Below are 15,432 nucleotides of genomic sequence, written 5' to 3'. Positions count from 1 at the left end.
CCCCCGAGACACAGAAAATGCATTCAGCAAAACTCCCCCGTCGCGCCGGTCCTGCGCGTTCGATGCATATGCTGGCGGTAACGGCCGCGCTCGCGTCCATCGGTTTGTTCATGCCCGCATGGGTCAATGCGGCGCAACCGGCTCAAGTGGCTCAAGTGGCGCAGGCAACGCCAGCGGCTAGCGCATCGACGCAAGCCGTCGACACGTCCATCCGTCCGTTTCAGTTCCATGCGTCGGAGCAATCGCTGAAGGACCTGCGTCAGCGCATCGTTGCCACCAAATGGCCGAGCCGCGAACTGGTGAACGACGGCACGCAGGGCGTGCAGTTGGAGACGATGAAGAAGCTGGCGCAGTACTGGGCGAACGACTATGACTGGCGTCGCGTGGAGTCGAAGCTGAATGCGTTGCCGCAGTTCGTGACGAACATCGATGGTGTGGACATCCATTTCATCCACGTGCGATCAAAGAACAAGAACGCATTACCCATCATCGTGACGCACGGCTGGCCGGGGTCGGTCGTCGAGCAGCTCAAGCTGATCGATCCGCTCACGAATCCGACGGCACATGGCGGCAGCGCCGACGACGCGTTCGACGTCGTGATTCCTTCGCTGCCGGGCTACGGCTTCTCGGGCAAACCCAACGAACTGGGCTGGGATCCGGCGCACATCGCTCGTGCGTGGGAGGAGTTGATGCGGCGGCTCGGGTATCAGCATTACGTCGCACAAGGCGGCGACTGGGGGGATGCCGTGACCGAGCAGATGGCAGTACAAGCGCCGCCGGGACTCTTGGCAATTCACACAAACATGCCCGGCGCCGTGCCCGACGAGATCCAGCGCTCGCTCGATGCCCACAAACCGGCACCGGCCAATTTGTCGGCGGATGAAAAGCGCGCCTACGAGCAACTCGATTTCTTCTACTCGCATGGCCTCGCCTATGCGCAGGAGATGACGGCGCGTCCGCAGACGTTGTACGGCATCGAGGATTCGCCCGTCGGTCTGGCAGCGTGGATGCTCGACCACGATGCGCGCAGCTACGAACTCATTGCGCGCGTGTTCGACGGCAAACAGGAAGGTCTGACGCGCGACGACGTGCTCGACAACATCACACTGTACTGGCTCACGAATACGGCGGTGTCGTCAGCACGGCTGTACTGGGAGAACAAGTTTGCGTTCTTCGCGCCGAAGGGCATCAAAATCCCGGTCGCCGTCAGCGCATTCCCGGACGAACTGTATCAAGCCCCGGAGAGCTGGGCAAAAAGGGCGTTCCCGAACCTGATCTATTACAGCCGTCAGGCCAAGGGAGGGCACTTCGCTGCGTGGGAGCAGCCGGACGCGTTGACTCACGATCTGCGTCTGGCGTTCAGGCAGGTGCGCTGATCTTGCAGAGTTGAAGGTTCTGAGTATCGCGAGAAGTCGGAAGTGAGAAGCGAGAAGGGCGGAGAAGCTTCCGCCCCTCGTCCCTTCCGTCAGAGCGCGCTCAGCCCTTCGGCAGCGTGCCCGGGCGCAGGTACGCAAGCGCATGCGCCACGTACTCGCCCTTGCCGAGTTCCACGCCGTGCTGACGCAGAATGCTGTAAGCCGTATTGGTGTGGAAGTAGAACTGCGCGAGCGCCCAGTCGCGTGCGTATTGCTCGCCAGTCATGTCGAAGACGACACCGTTGGGCAACTCAAGCGCGATATCGATGTATTCGCCTGCGTCGAGCGCATTGCCCGGCAGCGCTTCGAGAAATTCGATGGCGGTAGCGAGGCACGCCTTGGCTTCGGCGAAGGTGCCGGGGCGCTGGCTGCTGTTCCAGCCTTCGCGTTGAATCTCCTTCGTCGCTTCCGGAATGGCTTCGCCACGCAGGCGATGCACCGGCTCCATCGACAGGTAGCTCGCGAAGCGCGCCTGCGCGGCGAGCGGGTACATGTCCGGTGCGAGGCGCAGCGTCATCAGCGCATCGGCATCCTTGCCTTTCGCCTTCTCGTACGCGGCCGCCTTGTCGAGCCACGCAGACTGGCCGCGCAGCATGTGCAGGAATGTAGGGATGAGAAGTTCGGTCAGCGTCATGCGGTCCCTCCAGTGGACTTTTCTGAATATGCGCGGCAAACCGCACCGCCGGGGCAGCATATCGCGATCGCGCATGTTTCGCAGTACAGGACACCGAAAAAACTTCTCAACCGTCGCACTACGTCGTGGCGATCAGCAACTCCTCGGCGTTCGCCGGGGGATGCAGGCCGTCGGTACGGTTGGCGAAGTAACGTGCCGTGAGTGAGGTGGCAGACACGTGTTGTGCGTCCGCAAAGCCGTTCTCGCGAGCGAACGCCATCATGTCGTCCGGCGTGAAAAAGCTGATGAACGGCGTACCGCTCGCGCGCGCACCTTTCTCGGCCATCTCCAGCCCGGGACGCACCTCCGGGTCCGCCATCTCCAGCGGAAGAAGAAATGTCATTGCCAGCGTCGATCCGTCGCCCGCAAACGACGCCACCTCGCGCAGCGTCGCCCCGTTGGCTTCACGCGTCAGATACATGCTCACGCCCGTCGAAACGATCACGGCGGGCTGGCTCGCGTCGAAGCCGTGCTGCAACAACGCGTCGCGCCACGACTCTCCCGCCTCGAAATCTACTGGGACGAAATGCAGCCAGTCCTGCACGCCGTAGCCCAATGCCACGAGACGGTCGTGTTTCCAGCGCTGCGGTCCCGGTTTATCGACTTCGAAAATCGAGAGCGATCCGGCGAGTTCGGGATGACGTTGCGCAAAGCTGTCGAGCCCCGCGCCCAGAATGACGTACTGACGAACCCCGCGCTTCATTTCCGCGATCACGAGATCTTCGATATAACGCGCCCGCGCAACGATGGACGCGCGAAACGGTCGTGTGAATGCCGGATGCATGTCGCCGCGCTCGCGCCAGTCGTCCGGGGGGTCCAGTAGACGCAGGCCGACGTCGTCGGCAAGTACGGGGGGCTCGGCGTCGACTTCGAGATGCAACGCGCGCCACAGCGCCACACGTGCGGCGGTGCTTTCGGGGGCAATGTCTTTCGGATCGGTCATGAGAACAGCCTCGCGAGATCGGATCGAATTTCCGGATTCTGGCACGAGGTGCACAAGCTTGTCTGGCGGCCGCTATTAACGCGCCGGTGGTGCGCTCACGACTCGCGGTAATGCTCCGACATGAAGCCGACGAACGCGCGTACCTTTGGGTTGACGTGACGCGTCTGGGGATAGAGCGCGTAGTAATGGCTGCGGCCAAGCGTGCATTGCGGCAGCACCCGAACCAGCGCGCCGCGCGCGAGTTCGGCGCGCACCGTGCGTTCGGTGAATGCCGCGATGCCGGTCCCCGCGAGCGCTGCGGCAAAAAGTGCGGTGATGGCGTCGGTGGTGAATGCGCCGGAGAGCGATACACGATGTATCTGTGCGTCCGGCGTGGTGATCGTCCAGGCGTCGGGCGAGTTAGCCCCGGCGAAGCGCAGACACTGATGCGACGCCAATGCTTCCGGCGTGCGGGGCAGCCCCACTTGCGAGAGATAGGCGGGGGAGGCGACGAGCACCGTCTCCGATGCCGTCAGCAATTTCGCCTGAAGGCTGCTGTCGGCCAGCGGCGTGCTGCTGATCCGCAGGGCGACGTCGAACCCTTGCGCGAGCAGGTCGACGTACTGATCGCTGCATGACAACGTCAGCTCGATATCCGGATAGCGCAGACGAAACGCGGGTAACCACGCGGGAAGTTCGAGTGTGCCGATGGCCAGCGGCACCGTCACGCGCAACGGGCCGCTCGGCTGCTCGCGCTCGTCGGTCATGGCGTGTGTCATGGCATCTACGCGCGCGAGGATATCCACGCAATGTCGGTGGTACCGGTCTCCGGCAGGCGTGAGTGAAAACTGACGCGTGCTGCGATTGACCAATGCCACGCCCAGCGCCGCCTCCGTCTGCTTCAACTGACGCGACACACTCGAATGCGACATGCCCAGCATCTCTCCCGCCGCCGAGAAGCTGCGCGCTTCGACGAGTGCGTGAAAGATGCGCATTGCCAGCAATTGATCCATGTCGTCGGGCAGGTCGGGCAGCGTTGGGCGTGGGCGCTCGGGAACGGTCAGCGCAGCGGAAGTTGAAGCATCTGCGCGGTCGTCATAACGTCGCCGAAGGTGTCTTCGATCTCCGCAAGGGCGGCGCGATGCAGCGCCGCGCTTTCCACGCGTGTACCGTCGGCGCGCACGATGTCGCGGGTCGCGGTGGCGTCCGATGCTACCACGACGCGATAGCCCAACGGCACGGCGTCACGTGCGGCTCCTGCGACGCACGCGTGCGTCATCAGACCGGTGATCAGCAGCGTGTCGACGCCGAGCTTCTTCAGGCGCGCATCGATGTCCGTACTGGCGAAAACGCTGACGGACGTCTTCTGCAACACTGTGTCGCGAGGACGGGGGGCTGCGCCAGGGGCGAACCCGACGGTCTTTCCGTCAATCGCAAACACTGCGGCACCGGCAGGCGCGATGTGCTGAATCTGGAAGACAGGCATGCCGGTGCGGTCGGCCAGCGTGAGTAGCTTCTGCGTGTTGGCGAGCGCCGCTGCACCGTCCGGAATCGGCATGCGGCCGGTGAAGTACTCGTTCTGGAAGTCGATCACGAGGAGCGCGGTGCGCTTCGGGTCGAGATGATCGACCGGTGCGGCACCCAGCATGGCGCGGATCGTCGGCGCGGACGCATTTTGCGATTCGCCCGCGCTGACGCTGGACACTGCCGCAGAGAACGACAGCCCGAGCGTCGCGAGTTTCAGGGTTCGAAGCAAGAAATGCGTCATGGGTTTTCCTCAGTGGTGATCTTTGAGGTACCCAGTCTAGGAAGATGCGTCACTGCGAACCAGACGGCGACGCGCACAGCATTTGTGCGCCGTCTGCACGGATGACAGTGGATGGGTGGAGCGATTCAGGCGTACAGAAGAATTTGCGTAGCGCCCCGATAGATGACGTACACGCCGACGAGCACGATCACCGCACCGGAGAAGTACGGCGCTTTACGCGCGAACTCACCAAACCCAGTCCAGCGACGCGACACATGCCGCACGCTGAGCGCGGCCAGCGCACCGGACGCTACCATCGTCATCGCTAATCCGATGCTGAAACACAGCACCAATCCCGCACCCAGTGCGAAACGTTTCAGTTGCAGGCAAAGCAGGAGCACGGTAATCGACGCGGGGCAGGGCACAAGCCCGCCCGTCAGACCGAACATGACGATCTGGCCGGTCGTGACATCGCGTCCTGCGAAGCGCTTCTCGATGTCGCGGGCGTGCGCGCGCTCGTGGGTGTCCTGATAGCCGTCGCCGATGGCTTTCAACACCTGCGGGTGAGCATGCCGATGGTCGTGGTCGTGGTCGTGGTCGTGGTCGGCATGATGATGCGAATGCGCACGATGACCGTCGCGCCATGTACGCCATAGCATCCATCCCGCCACCGTGAGAATCAGAACGCCCGACACCACTTCGAAGTACGGTTCGGTCGCTTCGGGGTTCCAGTTGCGCCCGAAATACATGCCCGCCATGGCGACGAGCCAGACCACCGCCGTATGCGATACGGTTGCCGAAAGACCGAGCAACACCGCCTGTCCGACGGTGCCGCGGATCGCAACGATGAACGCCGCCATCATCGTCTTGGAATGGCCCGGCTCCAAACCGTGCAATGCGCCGAGCAATATCGCGCTCGGAATGAACAGCCAGGCGCTGCCTTGCTGGAGGAGGGTCGGGAAATCAGCCATTTCAGGAAACTCGGTGGGGGTGTGCGATGCCCCGCAATATACTCCCTACCAGTATATTTGTGTTACGATTTTTTCATTCGATTTTCATTGGACAGGGGCGCGACGAGCCGTGCATACGATTCGGGACAAGAACAAGCTGTTGGCACGCGTGCGACGCATTCAAGGGCAGACGCAGGCGCTGGAGCGGCAATTGAGCGAGGAGGGCGACTGCGTCGAGATCCTTCAGCAGATCGCCGCCATTCGTGGCGCCATCAACGGACTGATGGGCGCGGTGATCGAGGGCCATCTCGTCGACCACATCATCAACGAGCCGGATCAGGCGCAGCGGGAAGCCGAACTGGCACCCGTGCTTCACGTCATCAAGGCTTATCTGAAATGAGCGAAGTCATGCAACACGTGTCACTGCTTCGCTTCGAAGGGCTCACCCGACGTTACGACGATTTCACCCTTTTCGAGAATCTGCGGTTCGACGCCGGTCCGGGCTGCTTCGCGTTGCGCGATGAGGGCGGTGGCGGCAAGACGACGCTGCTCGGCATGCTCGCAGGCACGGTGGATACGGGCGGTGGCAAGGTGTGGATCGACGGGCATTCGATGCAGAGCGCTCCGGACGTTGCCAAAGCCGCGCTGGCAGTCGTACCGTTCGATTGCATGACGGAACCCATGCAAACGGGCCGTGGCTTCCTTGAGCAACGCGCGGCACAACGTCGGGTGACGGTAAGCGCAGACGTCCTCGATCTCGCAGAGCGCTTCAGCCTGATGCCGCACATGGAAAAGCGCTTCGAGCAAATGTCGACGGGTACGCGTCGCAAGTTCTATCTGACGGCGATATTGTTCGGTGCACCGCGAGTGATCCTTGCAGACGAGCCGACCGGCGGCCTCGATGGTCCCTCACGCGCAGTGCTGATCGATTTGCTCACGATACTCGGTAAAGATCGCTGCATCCTTTTCTCGACGCATGACGACGAACTGGCCGACGGCTGCCATGCAACGGCGCTGAACTTTCCCGAATCGCTCATGCGCTAAATCGCGCTGATTGCCTCCCGAAGGGTATTTTTTCTCCCACATCACGGGAGGGGTTCGCCCCTCCCGGAAATGCGGGGCGAACCGGCACTCGCGCTTCGACTTACTCTTGAAAGAAAGTTCTCTACTTCCCAGCCGATCCACCGGTATTACGACAACAATATCTTTGTCTGCTGGCAATATCTCATCGACTCATTCGCACAGTGGCATACCCGGCACAGTTCATGCGCCATGGTCGACTTGCCCTGAGGATTGGACTCCGACGCCTCGGACCGGGACGTCATCAGCGCGGCTAAAGCCACCGCATTCATATTCGCGTCTGAAATCAATGAGTCTCGCGAGCGGGCTCAGGCATTGAGAATTCGACGCCCGGCGCACCTATGCCATCATCCGTCTATCGTTTCAATCCACGGGAGACGGTCATGAACGGCAAATGGTTTTCGAAGTTTTCGAGCTACCTTTCCACGGTGACCGGACGTCCGGTCTCGTTCGTGCTGGCGGTCGCACTCGTCCTCATCTGGGCGGCGACGGGACCGCTATTCGATTACAGCGACACCTGGCAACTGGTCATCAACACGTCGACCACCATCGTCACCTTCCTGATGGTCTTCCTCATTCAGAACACCCAGAATCGCGATACGGCGGCCATGCATATCAAGCTCGACGAGCTGATCCGTGCGATGGAAGGCGCGCACAACGCCTTGCTCGATCTCGAAGAACTCGACGAAAAGGAACTGACCCGCTTCCGCAAGCGCTACGAAGCGCTCGCCAATCAGGCACGCCTTGCGTTGCGAAAGGGAAACCCCGATACCGATTCGCCGTTCATCGATGAGGGCGATCACGACGACAATGACCCGGACGCAAAGTCATCAGCGTTTCAACGACCGAAATGAAAATTAAAAAACCGCCGATCGAATGCACCGTTGGAGGGCATCGGGCGCGCCGTTGAAGCGCAGCACACGGGCGTTGATTCCTGCTCACTAAAGTTATTGTGCCGTTGAGCCGTAAGCGCAGAGAGCAAGGACGTAATAGACGTAATGGAAGTAACGGATTCACTGTTTCGCTGCAACGGCGCCCCCAATTCGCCTGAGCGGCCGCCCCCCCAATCAACGGCTCGCACGCGGGCCTACCGATGAAAGCCCATGAAAGTCACTTCGTTGCGAACCCGGATTCTGCTCATCACCTGTCTGACGGTCGTGGGCGCGCTGATCCTCTCAGGCGTCACGACCTACGTGATCGTGCGCGACAGCATGATGTCCAGCATCGAGCACACGCTCTCGGCCGTGGCCAACGGCAACGCGGGCACCGTCGAGCGCTGGGCGGCCGACAAGGCGCAGGCGGTCGTCGCCACGTCGCAAGTGGTAGAAAAGGGTGACCCCACCGGCCTCGTGAAGCTCATGGGCAAGACCAACGACTTCCCGATCACCAGCATCGGCTGGTCGGACAAGACGTTCTTCTCCACCGCACCTACACCGGCGGACTACGATCCCACGGCCCGTCCCTGGTACAAGAGCGCGGTCGCGGCGGGTAAGCTGACCGTCACCAAGCCATACGGCGATTCGTCGACCGGCATTCCGTACGTGGCCTTCACCGCGCCGCTCGTGCGCGACGCTCAGACGACCGGCGCCATCAGCGGTGCCGTGGCGCTCACCGGCGTGCAAGACATCATCAAAGCCGTTCACCCCACGCCGTCGAGCCTCGCGCTGGTCGTCGCCAGCGACGGTCAGGTGATCGCTCACCCGGACAGCAAGTACTCGCTCAAACCGTCGACCGACGTCTCCGCCGCGCTCACCGCCGACTCTCTGCCCGGCATGGCTGCCGACGGCGCGACGCCGGTCTCAATGGAGCTATCCGGCGCGGCCAAGCTGCTCAAGGCCAAGCGCATTCCCGGCACGGACTGGTATCTGGTAGTCGCGCTCGACCGCGCGGAAGCCACATCGGGCCTCACACACGTGCTCACGGCCACCATCGTCACGCTGGTGGTACTCACGCTCGTCGCGCTGCTCATCGCCTCGATCTTCACTTCGCGCGCCTTCAAGCGCCTGTCGATCGTGCGCGATGCGATGGACACCATCGGCTCGGGCGACGGCGACATGACCCAACGTCTGGATGTCGCCGGTCACGACGAAGTCGCGCAGATCTCGAAGTCGTTCAACGCCTTCGTCGACAAGATCAGCTCGGTCATGCTCGACGTGCGCACCGGCGTGTCGTCGATGACGTCGGCCACGAGCGAAATCGAAATGGGCAACCGCGATCTGTCGCAGCGCACCGAAGCATCGGCCGGGTCGTTGCAGGAGACGTCGTCCGCGCTCACGGAACTGACGTCCAGCGTCAAGCAGACGGCCGACACCGCCGAGCATGCGACGCGACTGGCCAACGACGCGAGCGCCGCCGCCGCGCGCGGGGGCCAGGTCGTCACCGACGCCGTAGGCACGATGGCCGCCATTACGCAGTCGTCGGAGCGCATTACGGAAATCATCAGCGTGATCGACGGTATTGCCTTCCAGACGAACATCCTGGCGCTCAACGCCGCCGTGGAAGCGGCGCGTGCGGGCGAGCAGGGCCGCGGCTTTGCCGTGGTCGCTGGCGAAGTGCGTACGCTGGCACAACGCAGCGCAGCGGCCGCACAGGAAATCAAGGGCCTGATCGAGACGTCCGTTCAGAACGTGAAGAGCGGCACGGAACGCGTACAGGCGGCGGGCACGACGATGCACGAGATCGTCGACGGCATCACGCGCGTCCAGCGTCTGGTGAGCGAGATCCACGGCGCGATGACCGAGCAAAGCGCGGGCATCAGCCAGATCGACCGGTCGGTGTCTGAGATGGATCAGGCGACGCAGCAGAACGCCGCGCTGGTGGAAGAGTCGGCGGCCGCGTCGGCCATGCTCAGCGAGCAGGCGCGCATGCTGGCGGAGACGGTGGCCCGCTTCCGTCTGCGCGAAGGACACTCTATGGATTTGCACGGCTTCGGCGGTGCCCATGCACCGGCGCTGACGGTGGTCGGCGGGTCGCAACGGTTGGCGGCCTGAGATATACCGCGCGTATATCTCCCCCGTGGGTGTGCCTGTGATGAGCGCGTCGCGCGCGCAAGACGGTTGCGCGGCGCGCGAAGCATTCACAAAATCCAATTTTCCCGTTACAATCGCGCTCCCTTGCGGGACAAAGCCGACGTGGTGAAATTGGTAGACACGCTATCTTGAGGGGGTAGTGGCGAAAGCTGTGCGAGTTCGAGTCTCGCCGTCGGCACCAAGGTTTCAGAAGGCAGAAGATCGAAAGGTCTTCTGCCTTTTTCGTTTTCTGCGTCGCGCTTCTTCGATGCCAGTCACCGCAGCATGCCCGCCCTGCGCAGCAGCCGCTGCACCAGCGGCCAGTGCTCGCGCAAGAACTTCCCCAGACCGACGCGGTGCCAGTGACGCTGCACCGCCGCGCGCCCGTCAGGGCCATCCGTCAGAAAGCATTCGAGCGCGGCGGGACGAAGGCGCATGTCGATCCTGCCGAACTTCTGCATCAGAAACCCGAACAGCGTGTAGCGGTCATGTCCGCCCGGAATACGCATTTGCCATCGGGCGACGAACGCGCGCCACGCTGGCGTGCCGCTCCCGTGCTGCACGGCGCAGACCCATTGCGTGATGATGTCGTTGTATGCATCGTCGCCAAGTCCCAAAAAATCGGTCTGAAAACGAAACGCCGTGTCGGTGTCAGGCGGCACGGTGGGAAACGGCAGTGACCACGACGGTCCCGAGACATTGAACGCACCTTCTAGATCGCGCGCCACATCCGGCGTCAGGCTCGCGCGGCACAATTCCTCGGCGTCGGAAGGCGAGACAAGACTGAGGTCGGGGATCGGCGACAGCATCATGGGCAGAACTCCGCAGCAGTAGTCGGCCCACGATGCCACGCGTGGGCCAACGCACCTTACGGATCCGTCACCGGATTTCGCGAATCCGGCGGATACCGGGAATCTGCCCGTCAATACGCACGGGAAAGCGCGCAATTCGGAAACGTTGGCGCGAGGAAGACGACCGTACCGCCCTTCACCGATCCATGCCGTTCCACGCCGGATCGCGTCGGGCGTGTTGCCTGCGCTCAGTCGAACTTGCGGCCACGCGTCTCCGGCATCTTGAGATAGACGACGAGCGAGATCGCCGCGCAGATCGTCACGTACCAATAGAAATACGACTCGTGGCCGCTCGCCTTGAAGCGCAGCGCCACGAACTCCGTCGTGCCGCCGAGAATCGCTGTCGTCAGCGCGTATGGGAAGCCCACGGCGAGCGCGCGAATGCGCGGCGGGAACAGTTCGGTTTTCGCCAGCATGTGCACCGACGTAAAGCCCGAGAGCATCACGAGACCTGCGAACGACAGTGCAAACGCCACCAGCGGGTCTTTCGTGTGGGCGAGCGCCGTAAAGAGCGGCACGGAGAAGAGCGTGGTGCTCACGCCGAAGATCATCAGCACTTTGCGACGGCCGATCACGTCCGACAGCAGCCCGAACAGCGGTTGCAGCGGCATGTACAGCAGCAGAGCGAGCGTGGAGACGAACGTCGAAGTCTCTTTCGTCAGGCCTACCGAGTTCACCAGGAACTTCTGCATGTAGACGGTGAACGTGTAGAACGCGACCGTGCCGCCGATCGTGATGCCGATGGCGAGCAGAATCTGACGCCAGTGCGCGAACACCTCGCGGGCAATCGACGTCTCGCGCTTCTTCGCGCTGTCGACGAACGCCTCGCTCTCCGTTACGTTGCGACGCATGTACAACGCGAACAGGGCCAGCGCGCCGCCCAGCACGAACGGAATACGCCATCCCCAGTGTTCGATCTGCTCAGCCGTCAGCAACCAGCGCTGCATCACCAGCATGAGCCCCAGTGCGACGAGTTGCCCCGCCACCACGCTCACTTGCAGGAAGCCGAGGAAGAAGCCCTTGCGGTTCTCCGGCGCGACTTCGCTCAGATACGTCGCGCTGGTGCCGTACTCGCCGCCCATCGACAGACCTTGCAGCAGGCGCGCCGCGATCAGCACGATAGGCGCGAAGATGCCGATGGTCGCGTAGCCGGGCGTGAGCGCGATCATCATCGAGCCGACGCTCATCGCCAGCACCGAGCCCGTGAGGGCCGCTTTACGGCCGCGACGGTCGGCGTACAGACCGATAAGCCAGCTACCCAGCGGGCGCGCCACATAGCCGACCGCCGCAATCGCGGCCGTGTTCATCAGTTGGACGGTCGGGTTGTCGCCCGGGAAAAAGGCCTTCGCGAAATAGATCGAGAAGATGCTGTAGGCGAGAAAGTCGTACCACTCGATGAGGTTGCCCGCGAGGCCGCCGACGATGGAGCCGATCTTGACGGGGGCGCGAGGGGTGGCGGTGGAAGCGTTACGGGAATGCAGTTGACGTGCGGCGAGGGAATCCGAGGGGGGCGTCACAGTCTGTCTCCGATACTTTTTGTTTGATGCCGTCTTGCAGTGATGCGGGATTGCGGCAATGCGGTGCGGCTTGGGATAGAACGGGCGACGCACCCAAATCGATGCGTCACCTACTTGCGAATATCGAAAGCGGTGCCGGTCAGTCGGCGGCGTACTTTTTGTCGAGGGCGTCGTAGAACGGCTTGTTCACCAGACGCTGACGCTCTGCGAACGGCACCACCAGCGCCGGATCTTCGTCCAGACGCCCGCTGTCGCGCAGCGTGCCGAGCGCCTTCTGCATACCGAGTACGGCGCTTTGCAGCGCGGCGTTCGCGTACAGCACGATGCCGTAGCCCAGTTCGGCCAGACGCGGCTGCGATTGCGTCGGCGTCTTTCCGCCGATGACGATGTTGATCAGTTGCGGACGGTCGAACAGTGCGGGCAGACGTTCGATGTCAGCCAGCGTCTCCGTCGCTTCGATGAAGAGGATGTCGGCCCCGGCATCGATGAAACGACGGCCGCGCTCGATGGCCGCTTCGATCCCCTCGACGGCAGCCGCATCCGTGCGGGCGATGATTTGCAGGTTGCCGTCTTCGCGAGCATCGACGGCGGCACGGATCTTACCCACCATCTCGTCGGCGGAGATCACCGCCTTGCCGTTGAAATGGCCGCACTTCTTGGGCAGCACCTGATCTTCGAACTGGATGGCGTCCGCACCGCTGCGCTCCAGCACGCGCACCGTGTGACGCACGTTCAGCGCGTTGCCGAAGCCGGTGTCGGCATCGACGATGATCGGCAGCGACACGGCGTCGCGCACACGCGCCGTGTGCTCAGCCATCTCGGCCAGTCCGACGAATGCCAGATCGGGCAGACCGAGCGACATGTTGGTGACGCCCGCACCGGTCAGATAAAGCGCTTCGAAACCCGCGTCTTCGATGACGCGTGCCGAGAGGGCATTGAAAGCGCCGGGCACGAGCAGGCCCTGGCGGGCTTCGACCTTACGGCGGAATTCGGCGCGGCGTTGTGTGGTCGCGGTAGTCATGATGACGGTCTCCGTGTGAGCTATCGGTAAATGGAGAGACCGTTCGCAATCTGCGTGCCAGCCGCGACGTCACTTGAGAATGCCGAAAATTCCACCATTGAATCAGCGACTTGTGCTGGACATTCCGTTTTCTGCGGATGTGGCAAAATCGGCGAACAGAATTTGGAACGTTTCATGAAACACCAATGAAACGTTCCATCAAGCCGTCAGAGCAGTTCGGAGACAACGCCATGACCCCCAGCCATTCCGGTGCGGTGCCGCCGCACCACGTCGCGCCCGCGCCGCTCGATCCTCGTTCCCGTCGCCCGGGCATCGCGCTCGTGAGCATCAGCCGCTTGCAAACTCTTTGCGAGACGGTCGCGCCGCGTTACACCGACCGCGCACGTTTTTATTCCGTGCGTGAAGGCTATGGCGCGGCGGTCACAGCGTTGCAATCGTATGTGGAGTCGGGGGCGGTCGACGTGGTGCTCGCCGCCGGGTCGAACGGCGCGTATCTTCGCGAGAACCTCTCCGTGCCGGTCGTGACGGTCAAGGTCAACGGCTTCGACGTACTCAGTGCCATCACGCGTGCGACGACGACCTGGCCCGACCAGCCGCTCGGCCTTGTGCTGCACGAGACCGTCTCGCGCGAACTGGATGACCTCGGGCAGTTGCTCAAGATCCAGATTCGTCAGCGTGCGTATCGCTCCGTCGACGAGGTGCAGGACGCCGTCGACACGCTCGCCGCGCAGGGCTGCAGGGTCATCATCGGCCCCGGCATGGCGTGCGACTTCGCGCAGGAGGCCGGGCTTGAGCACGTCTTCCTCTACTCGCTCGGCGCGGTGGAGGAAGCCTTCGAGCGCTCGGTGGAACTCGCGCGCGTGAGCCGCGAGAAAGAATCGAAACGCATGCGTCTGAACACCATCGTGGCGCACATGCGCGACGGCGTCGCAGCATTCGACGACAACGGTCAGCTCGAAGCGGTGAATCCGGCGATGTTCACGCTGCTGGGCGTCGACGCCGAGCGGGTCGCCACGCACGGCGCGCGCCAGTTCGAACTCACGCGCAAGCTCGGACCGCTCCTTCGCGAGTTGTCGGACGATGGCGTTGCCGTCGAGGAGCGGCTGGCGCATATCGACGGGCGTGCGTTCATCACGAGTTGCGTGCCGATCTACGAGCACGGCATGCGCTCGGGGGCGGTGGTCACGGTGCAGGACGCACAGATGGCGCAGCGCATCGACAGGTCGCTTCGCACGACGCAGCGCCCGAAGCATCTCGTGGCGAAGCACGAGCTTGCCGAACTGGTCGGCAACTCGCCGCAAATCGAGAAGGTGCGACGTCTCGCCCGCGCGGGGGCCGCGCACGACGCGACCGTGCTGCTGACGGGCGAGAGCGGCACCGGGAAGGAACTGGTGGCGCAGGGGATTCATAACGCAAGCGCGCGACGCGGCAATCCGTTCGTCGCCTTCAACTGTGCGGCGTTACCGGAGGGACTGATCGAGAGCGAGTTGTTCGGGCACGACGAAGGGGCGTTCACGGGAGCGCGCCGCGGGGGCAAGGCCGGGCTGTTCGAGATCGCGCACACGGGGACTATCTTCCTCGATGAGATCGGCGAGATGCCTGCGGCAATGCAAAGCCGACTGCTGCGCGTATTGCAGGAACGTGAGGTGATGCGGCTGGGGTCGGGGCGTCCGGTGCCGGTGGACGTCCGTGTGATCGCCGCCACGCATCGCGATCTCAACGCGCTCGTCGCCGAGGGGCGCTTCCGTGCCGATCTCTACTTCCGTCTGAATCTTCTGCAAGTGACCTTGCCTGCACTGCGGGAGCGTCGCGACGACATTCGTCTGCTCGCTCAGACATTGCTCGCGCGAAACGCCGCGCATTACGGATTGGACGCACGGGCATCGAAGCTCATTCTCGACGTGCTCGCGCCGCTGTTCGATCGTTATGACTGGCCGGGCAACGTGCGCGAACTGGAGAATCTGCTGGCCCGTGCGGCCATCTATCTCGATACCGACGTCGCGCGTCATGCGCAGACGCTTCACGAGGTGCTTCCGGAGTTGGCGCGACTGGGTACGCAGAAACGCGGGGGCGATGGCCAATCGCTGGCGTCGACATCGGCGGACGCTGCCGCACGTGAAACCGTCACGCGCGAGGCCGCACTTGCCGCCTTGCAAGCCGCTGGAGGCAATCGCGCCGCAGCCGCCCGCGCGCTGGGCATCGGCCGCACGACGTTCTGGCGATTGATGAAAGCAGGTGAATGAGCGTG

The 15,432-nt window shown here is 63.1% G+C and carries 14 protein-coding genes and 1 tRNA gene; 7 read left to right on the top strand and 8 right to left on the bottom strand.

Annotation, left to right across the window (positions count from 1 at the left end):
* Window positions 1-17 precede the first annotated feature (17 nt).
* Window positions 18-1,376: an epoxide hydrolase family protein gene (locus PAN31117_RS16575; protein WP_150739169.1), complete on the top strand. Its 1,359-nt coding sequence runs from the start codon at window positions 18-20 to the stop codon at window positions 1,374-1,376.
* A gap of 100 nt (window positions 1,377-1,476) precedes the next feature.
* Here PAN31117_RS16575 and PAN31117_RS16570 read toward each other — a convergent pair whose 3' ends face one another.
* The 5 genes from PAN31117_RS16570 to PAN31117_RS16550 all read right to left on the bottom strand — a co-directional run bounded on the left by PAN31117_RS16570 (window position 1,477) and on the right by PAN31117_RS16550 (window position 5,728).
* Window positions 1,477-2,049, bottom strand: coding sequence for a DUF1993 domain-containing protein (locus PAN31117_RS16570; RefSeq protein ID WP_150739168.1), 573 nt, complete (start codon window positions 2,047-2,049; stop codon window positions 1,477-1,479).
* Between the two features lie 118 nt (window positions 2,050-2,167).
* Window positions 2,168-3,031 carry a class I SAM-dependent methyltransferase gene (locus PAN31117_RS16565; RefSeq protein ID WP_150739167.1) on the bottom strand — a complete coding sequence of 288 codons (864 nt, stop codon included), beginning with the start codon at window positions 3,029-3,031 and terminating at the stop codon, window positions 2,168-2,170.
* Window positions 3,032-3,126: 95 nt separating this feature from the next.
* Window positions 3,127-4,023, bottom strand: a complete 897-nt coding sequence (locus tag PAN31117_RS16560) for a LysR family transcriptional regulator (RefSeq protein ID WP_150739166.1) — start codon at window positions 4,021-4,023, stop codon at window positions 3,127-3,129.
* A gap of 47 nt (window positions 4,024-4,070) precedes the next feature.
* A complete protein-coding gene (locus PAN31117_RS16555) occupies window positions 4,071-4,778 on the bottom strand; it encodes a cysteine hydrolase family protein (RefSeq protein ID WP_150739165.1) in 708 nt (235 codons plus the stop codon).
* A 125-nt stretch (window positions 4,779-4,903) separates the two neighbouring features.
* Window positions 4,904-5,728 carry a nickel/cobalt efflux protein RcnA gene (locus tag PAN31117_RS16550; protein ID WP_150739164.1) on the bottom strand — a complete coding sequence of 275 codons (825 nt, stop codon included), beginning with the start codon at window positions 5,726-5,728 and terminating at the stop codon, window positions 4,904-4,906.
* A gap of 109 nt (window positions 5,729-5,837) precedes the next feature.
* On the opposite strand from PAN31117_RS16550, the gene PAN31117_RS27520 reads away from it, so the two are divergent.
* The 5 genes from PAN31117_RS27520 (at window position 5,838) to PAN31117_RS16525 (ending at window position 9,997) form a co-directional block, all read left to right on the top strand.
* Complete coding sequence (locus PAN31117_RS27520) at window positions 5,838-6,107, top strand: metal/formaldehyde-sensitive transcriptional repressor (RefSeq protein ID WP_246189136.1); 270 nt, start codon at window positions 5,838-5,840, stop codon at window positions 6,105-6,107.
* An 8-nt stretch (window positions 6,108-6,115) separates the two neighbouring features.
* Entirely contained in the window at window positions 6,116-6,751 is a 636-nt protein-coding gene (locus tag PAN31117_RS16540) for an ATP-binding cassette domain-containing protein (protein WP_246189135.1), read from the top strand.
* A gap of 419 nt (window positions 6,752-7,170) precedes the next feature.
* A complete protein-coding gene (locus PAN31117_RS16535) occupies window positions 7,171-7,641 on the top strand; it encodes a low affinity iron permease family protein (protein WP_150739162.1) in 471 nt (156 codons plus the stop codon).
* Window positions 7,642-7,890: 249 nt separating this feature from the next.
* On the top strand, window positions 7,891-9,777 hold the full coding sequence (locus PAN31117_RS16530) for a methyl-accepting chemotaxis protein (RefSeq protein WP_150739161.1): 1,887 nt from the start codon (window positions 7,891-7,893) through the stop codon (window positions 9,775-9,777).
* A gap of 135 nt (window positions 9,778-9,912) precedes the next feature.
* Window positions 9,913-9,997 (top strand) — tRNA-Leu (locus tag PAN31117_RS16525).
* 73 nt (window positions 9,998-10,070) lie between these two features.
* Here PAN31117_RS16525 and PAN31117_RS16520 read toward each other — a convergent pair.
* The 3 genes from PAN31117_RS16520 to PAN31117_RS16510 all read right to left on the bottom strand — a co-directional run bounded on the left by PAN31117_RS16520 (window position 10,071) and on the right by PAN31117_RS16510 (window position 13,184).
* On the bottom strand, window positions 10,071-10,607 hold the full coding sequence (locus PAN31117_RS16520; protein ID WP_150739160.1) for a hypothetical protein: 537 nt from the start codon (window positions 10,605-10,607) through the stop codon (window positions 10,071-10,073).
* 227 nt (window positions 10,608-10,834) lie between these two features.
* The gene (locus PAN31117_RS16515; RefSeq protein WP_150739316.1) at window positions 10,835-12,127 is read right to left on the bottom strand and encodes an MFS transporter; all 1,293 of its coding nucleotides are present in this window, start codon (window positions 12,125-12,127) and stop codon (window positions 10,835-10,837) included.
* Between the two features lie 175 nt (window positions 12,128-12,302).
* On the bottom strand, window positions 12,303-13,184 hold the full coding sequence (locus PAN31117_RS16510) for an isocitrate lyase/PEP mutase family protein (protein ID WP_150739159.1): 882 nt from the start codon (window positions 13,182-13,184) through the stop codon (window positions 12,303-12,305).
* Between the two features lie 230 nt (window positions 13,185-13,414).
* On the opposite strand from PAN31117_RS16510, the gene prpR reads away from it, so the two are divergent.
* Complete coding sequence (gene prpR, locus PAN31117_RS16505) at window positions 13,415-15,427, top strand: propionate catabolism operon regulatory protein PrpR (RefSeq protein ID WP_150739315.1); 2,013 nt, start codon at window positions 13,415-13,417, stop codon at window positions 15,425-15,427.
* The last annotated feature ends 5 nt before the right edge of the window (window positions 15,428-15,432 follow it).

The sequence above is a fragment of the Pandoraea anapnoica genome (assembly GCF_902459765.1).
GTDB lineage: Bacteria > Pseudomonadota > Gammaproteobacteria > Burkholderiales > Burkholderiaceae > Pandoraea > Pandoraea anapnoica.
The sequence above is the reverse complement of the archived record's forward strand: the minus strand, read 5'-3'. Positions and strand labels throughout refer to the sequence as shown.

Bases quoted from the DNA above. Each gene is read 5' to 3' on its own strand.
- PAN31117_RS16575 (WP_150739169.1), top strand. From the start codon at position 18: ATGCATTCAGCAAAACTCCCCCGTCGCGCCGGTCCTGCGCGTTCGATG.
- PAN31117_RS16570 (WP_150739168.1), bottom strand. From the start codon at position 2,049: ATGACGCTGACCGAACTTCTCATCCCTACATTCCTGCACATGCTGCGC.
- PAN31117_RS16565 (WP_150739167.1), bottom strand. From the start codon at position 3,031: ATGACCGATCCGAAAGACATTGCCCCCGAAAGCACCGCCGCACGTGTG.
- PAN31117_RS16560 (WP_150739166.1), bottom strand. From the start codon at position 4,023: ATGGATCAATTGCTGGCAATGCGCATCTTTCACGCACTCGTCGAAGCG.
- PAN31117_RS16555 (WP_150739165.1), bottom strand. From the start codon at position 4,778: ATGACGCATTTCTTGCTTCGAACCCTGAAACTCGCGACGCTCGGGCTG.
- PAN31117_RS16550 (WP_150739164.1), bottom strand. From the start codon at position 5,728: ATGGCTGATTTCCCGACCCTCCTCCAGCAAGGCAGCGCCTGGCTGTTC.
- PAN31117_RS16540 (WP_246189135.1), top strand. From the start codon at position 6,116: ATGCAACACGTGTCACTGCTTCGCTTCGAAGGGCTCACCCGACGTTAC.
- PAN31117_RS16535 (WP_150739162.1), top strand. From the start codon at position 7,171: ATGAACGGCAAATGGTTTTCGAAGTTTTCGAGCTACCTTTCCACGGTG.
- PAN31117_RS16530 (WP_150739161.1), top strand. From the start codon at position 7,891: ATGAAAGTCACTTCGTTGCGAACCCGGATTCTGCTCATCACCTGTCTG.
- PAN31117_RS16520 (WP_150739160.1), bottom strand. From the start codon at position 10,607: ATGATGCTGTCGCCGATCCCCGACCTCAGTCTTGTCTCGCCTTCCGAC.
- PAN31117_RS16510 (WP_150739159.1), bottom strand. From the start codon at position 13,184: ATGACTACCGCGACCACACAACGCCGCGCCGAATTCCGCCGTAAGGTC.
- prpR (WP_150739315.1), top strand. From the start codon at position 13,415: ATGACCCCCAGCCATTCCGGTGCGGTGCCGCCGCACCACGTCGCGCCC.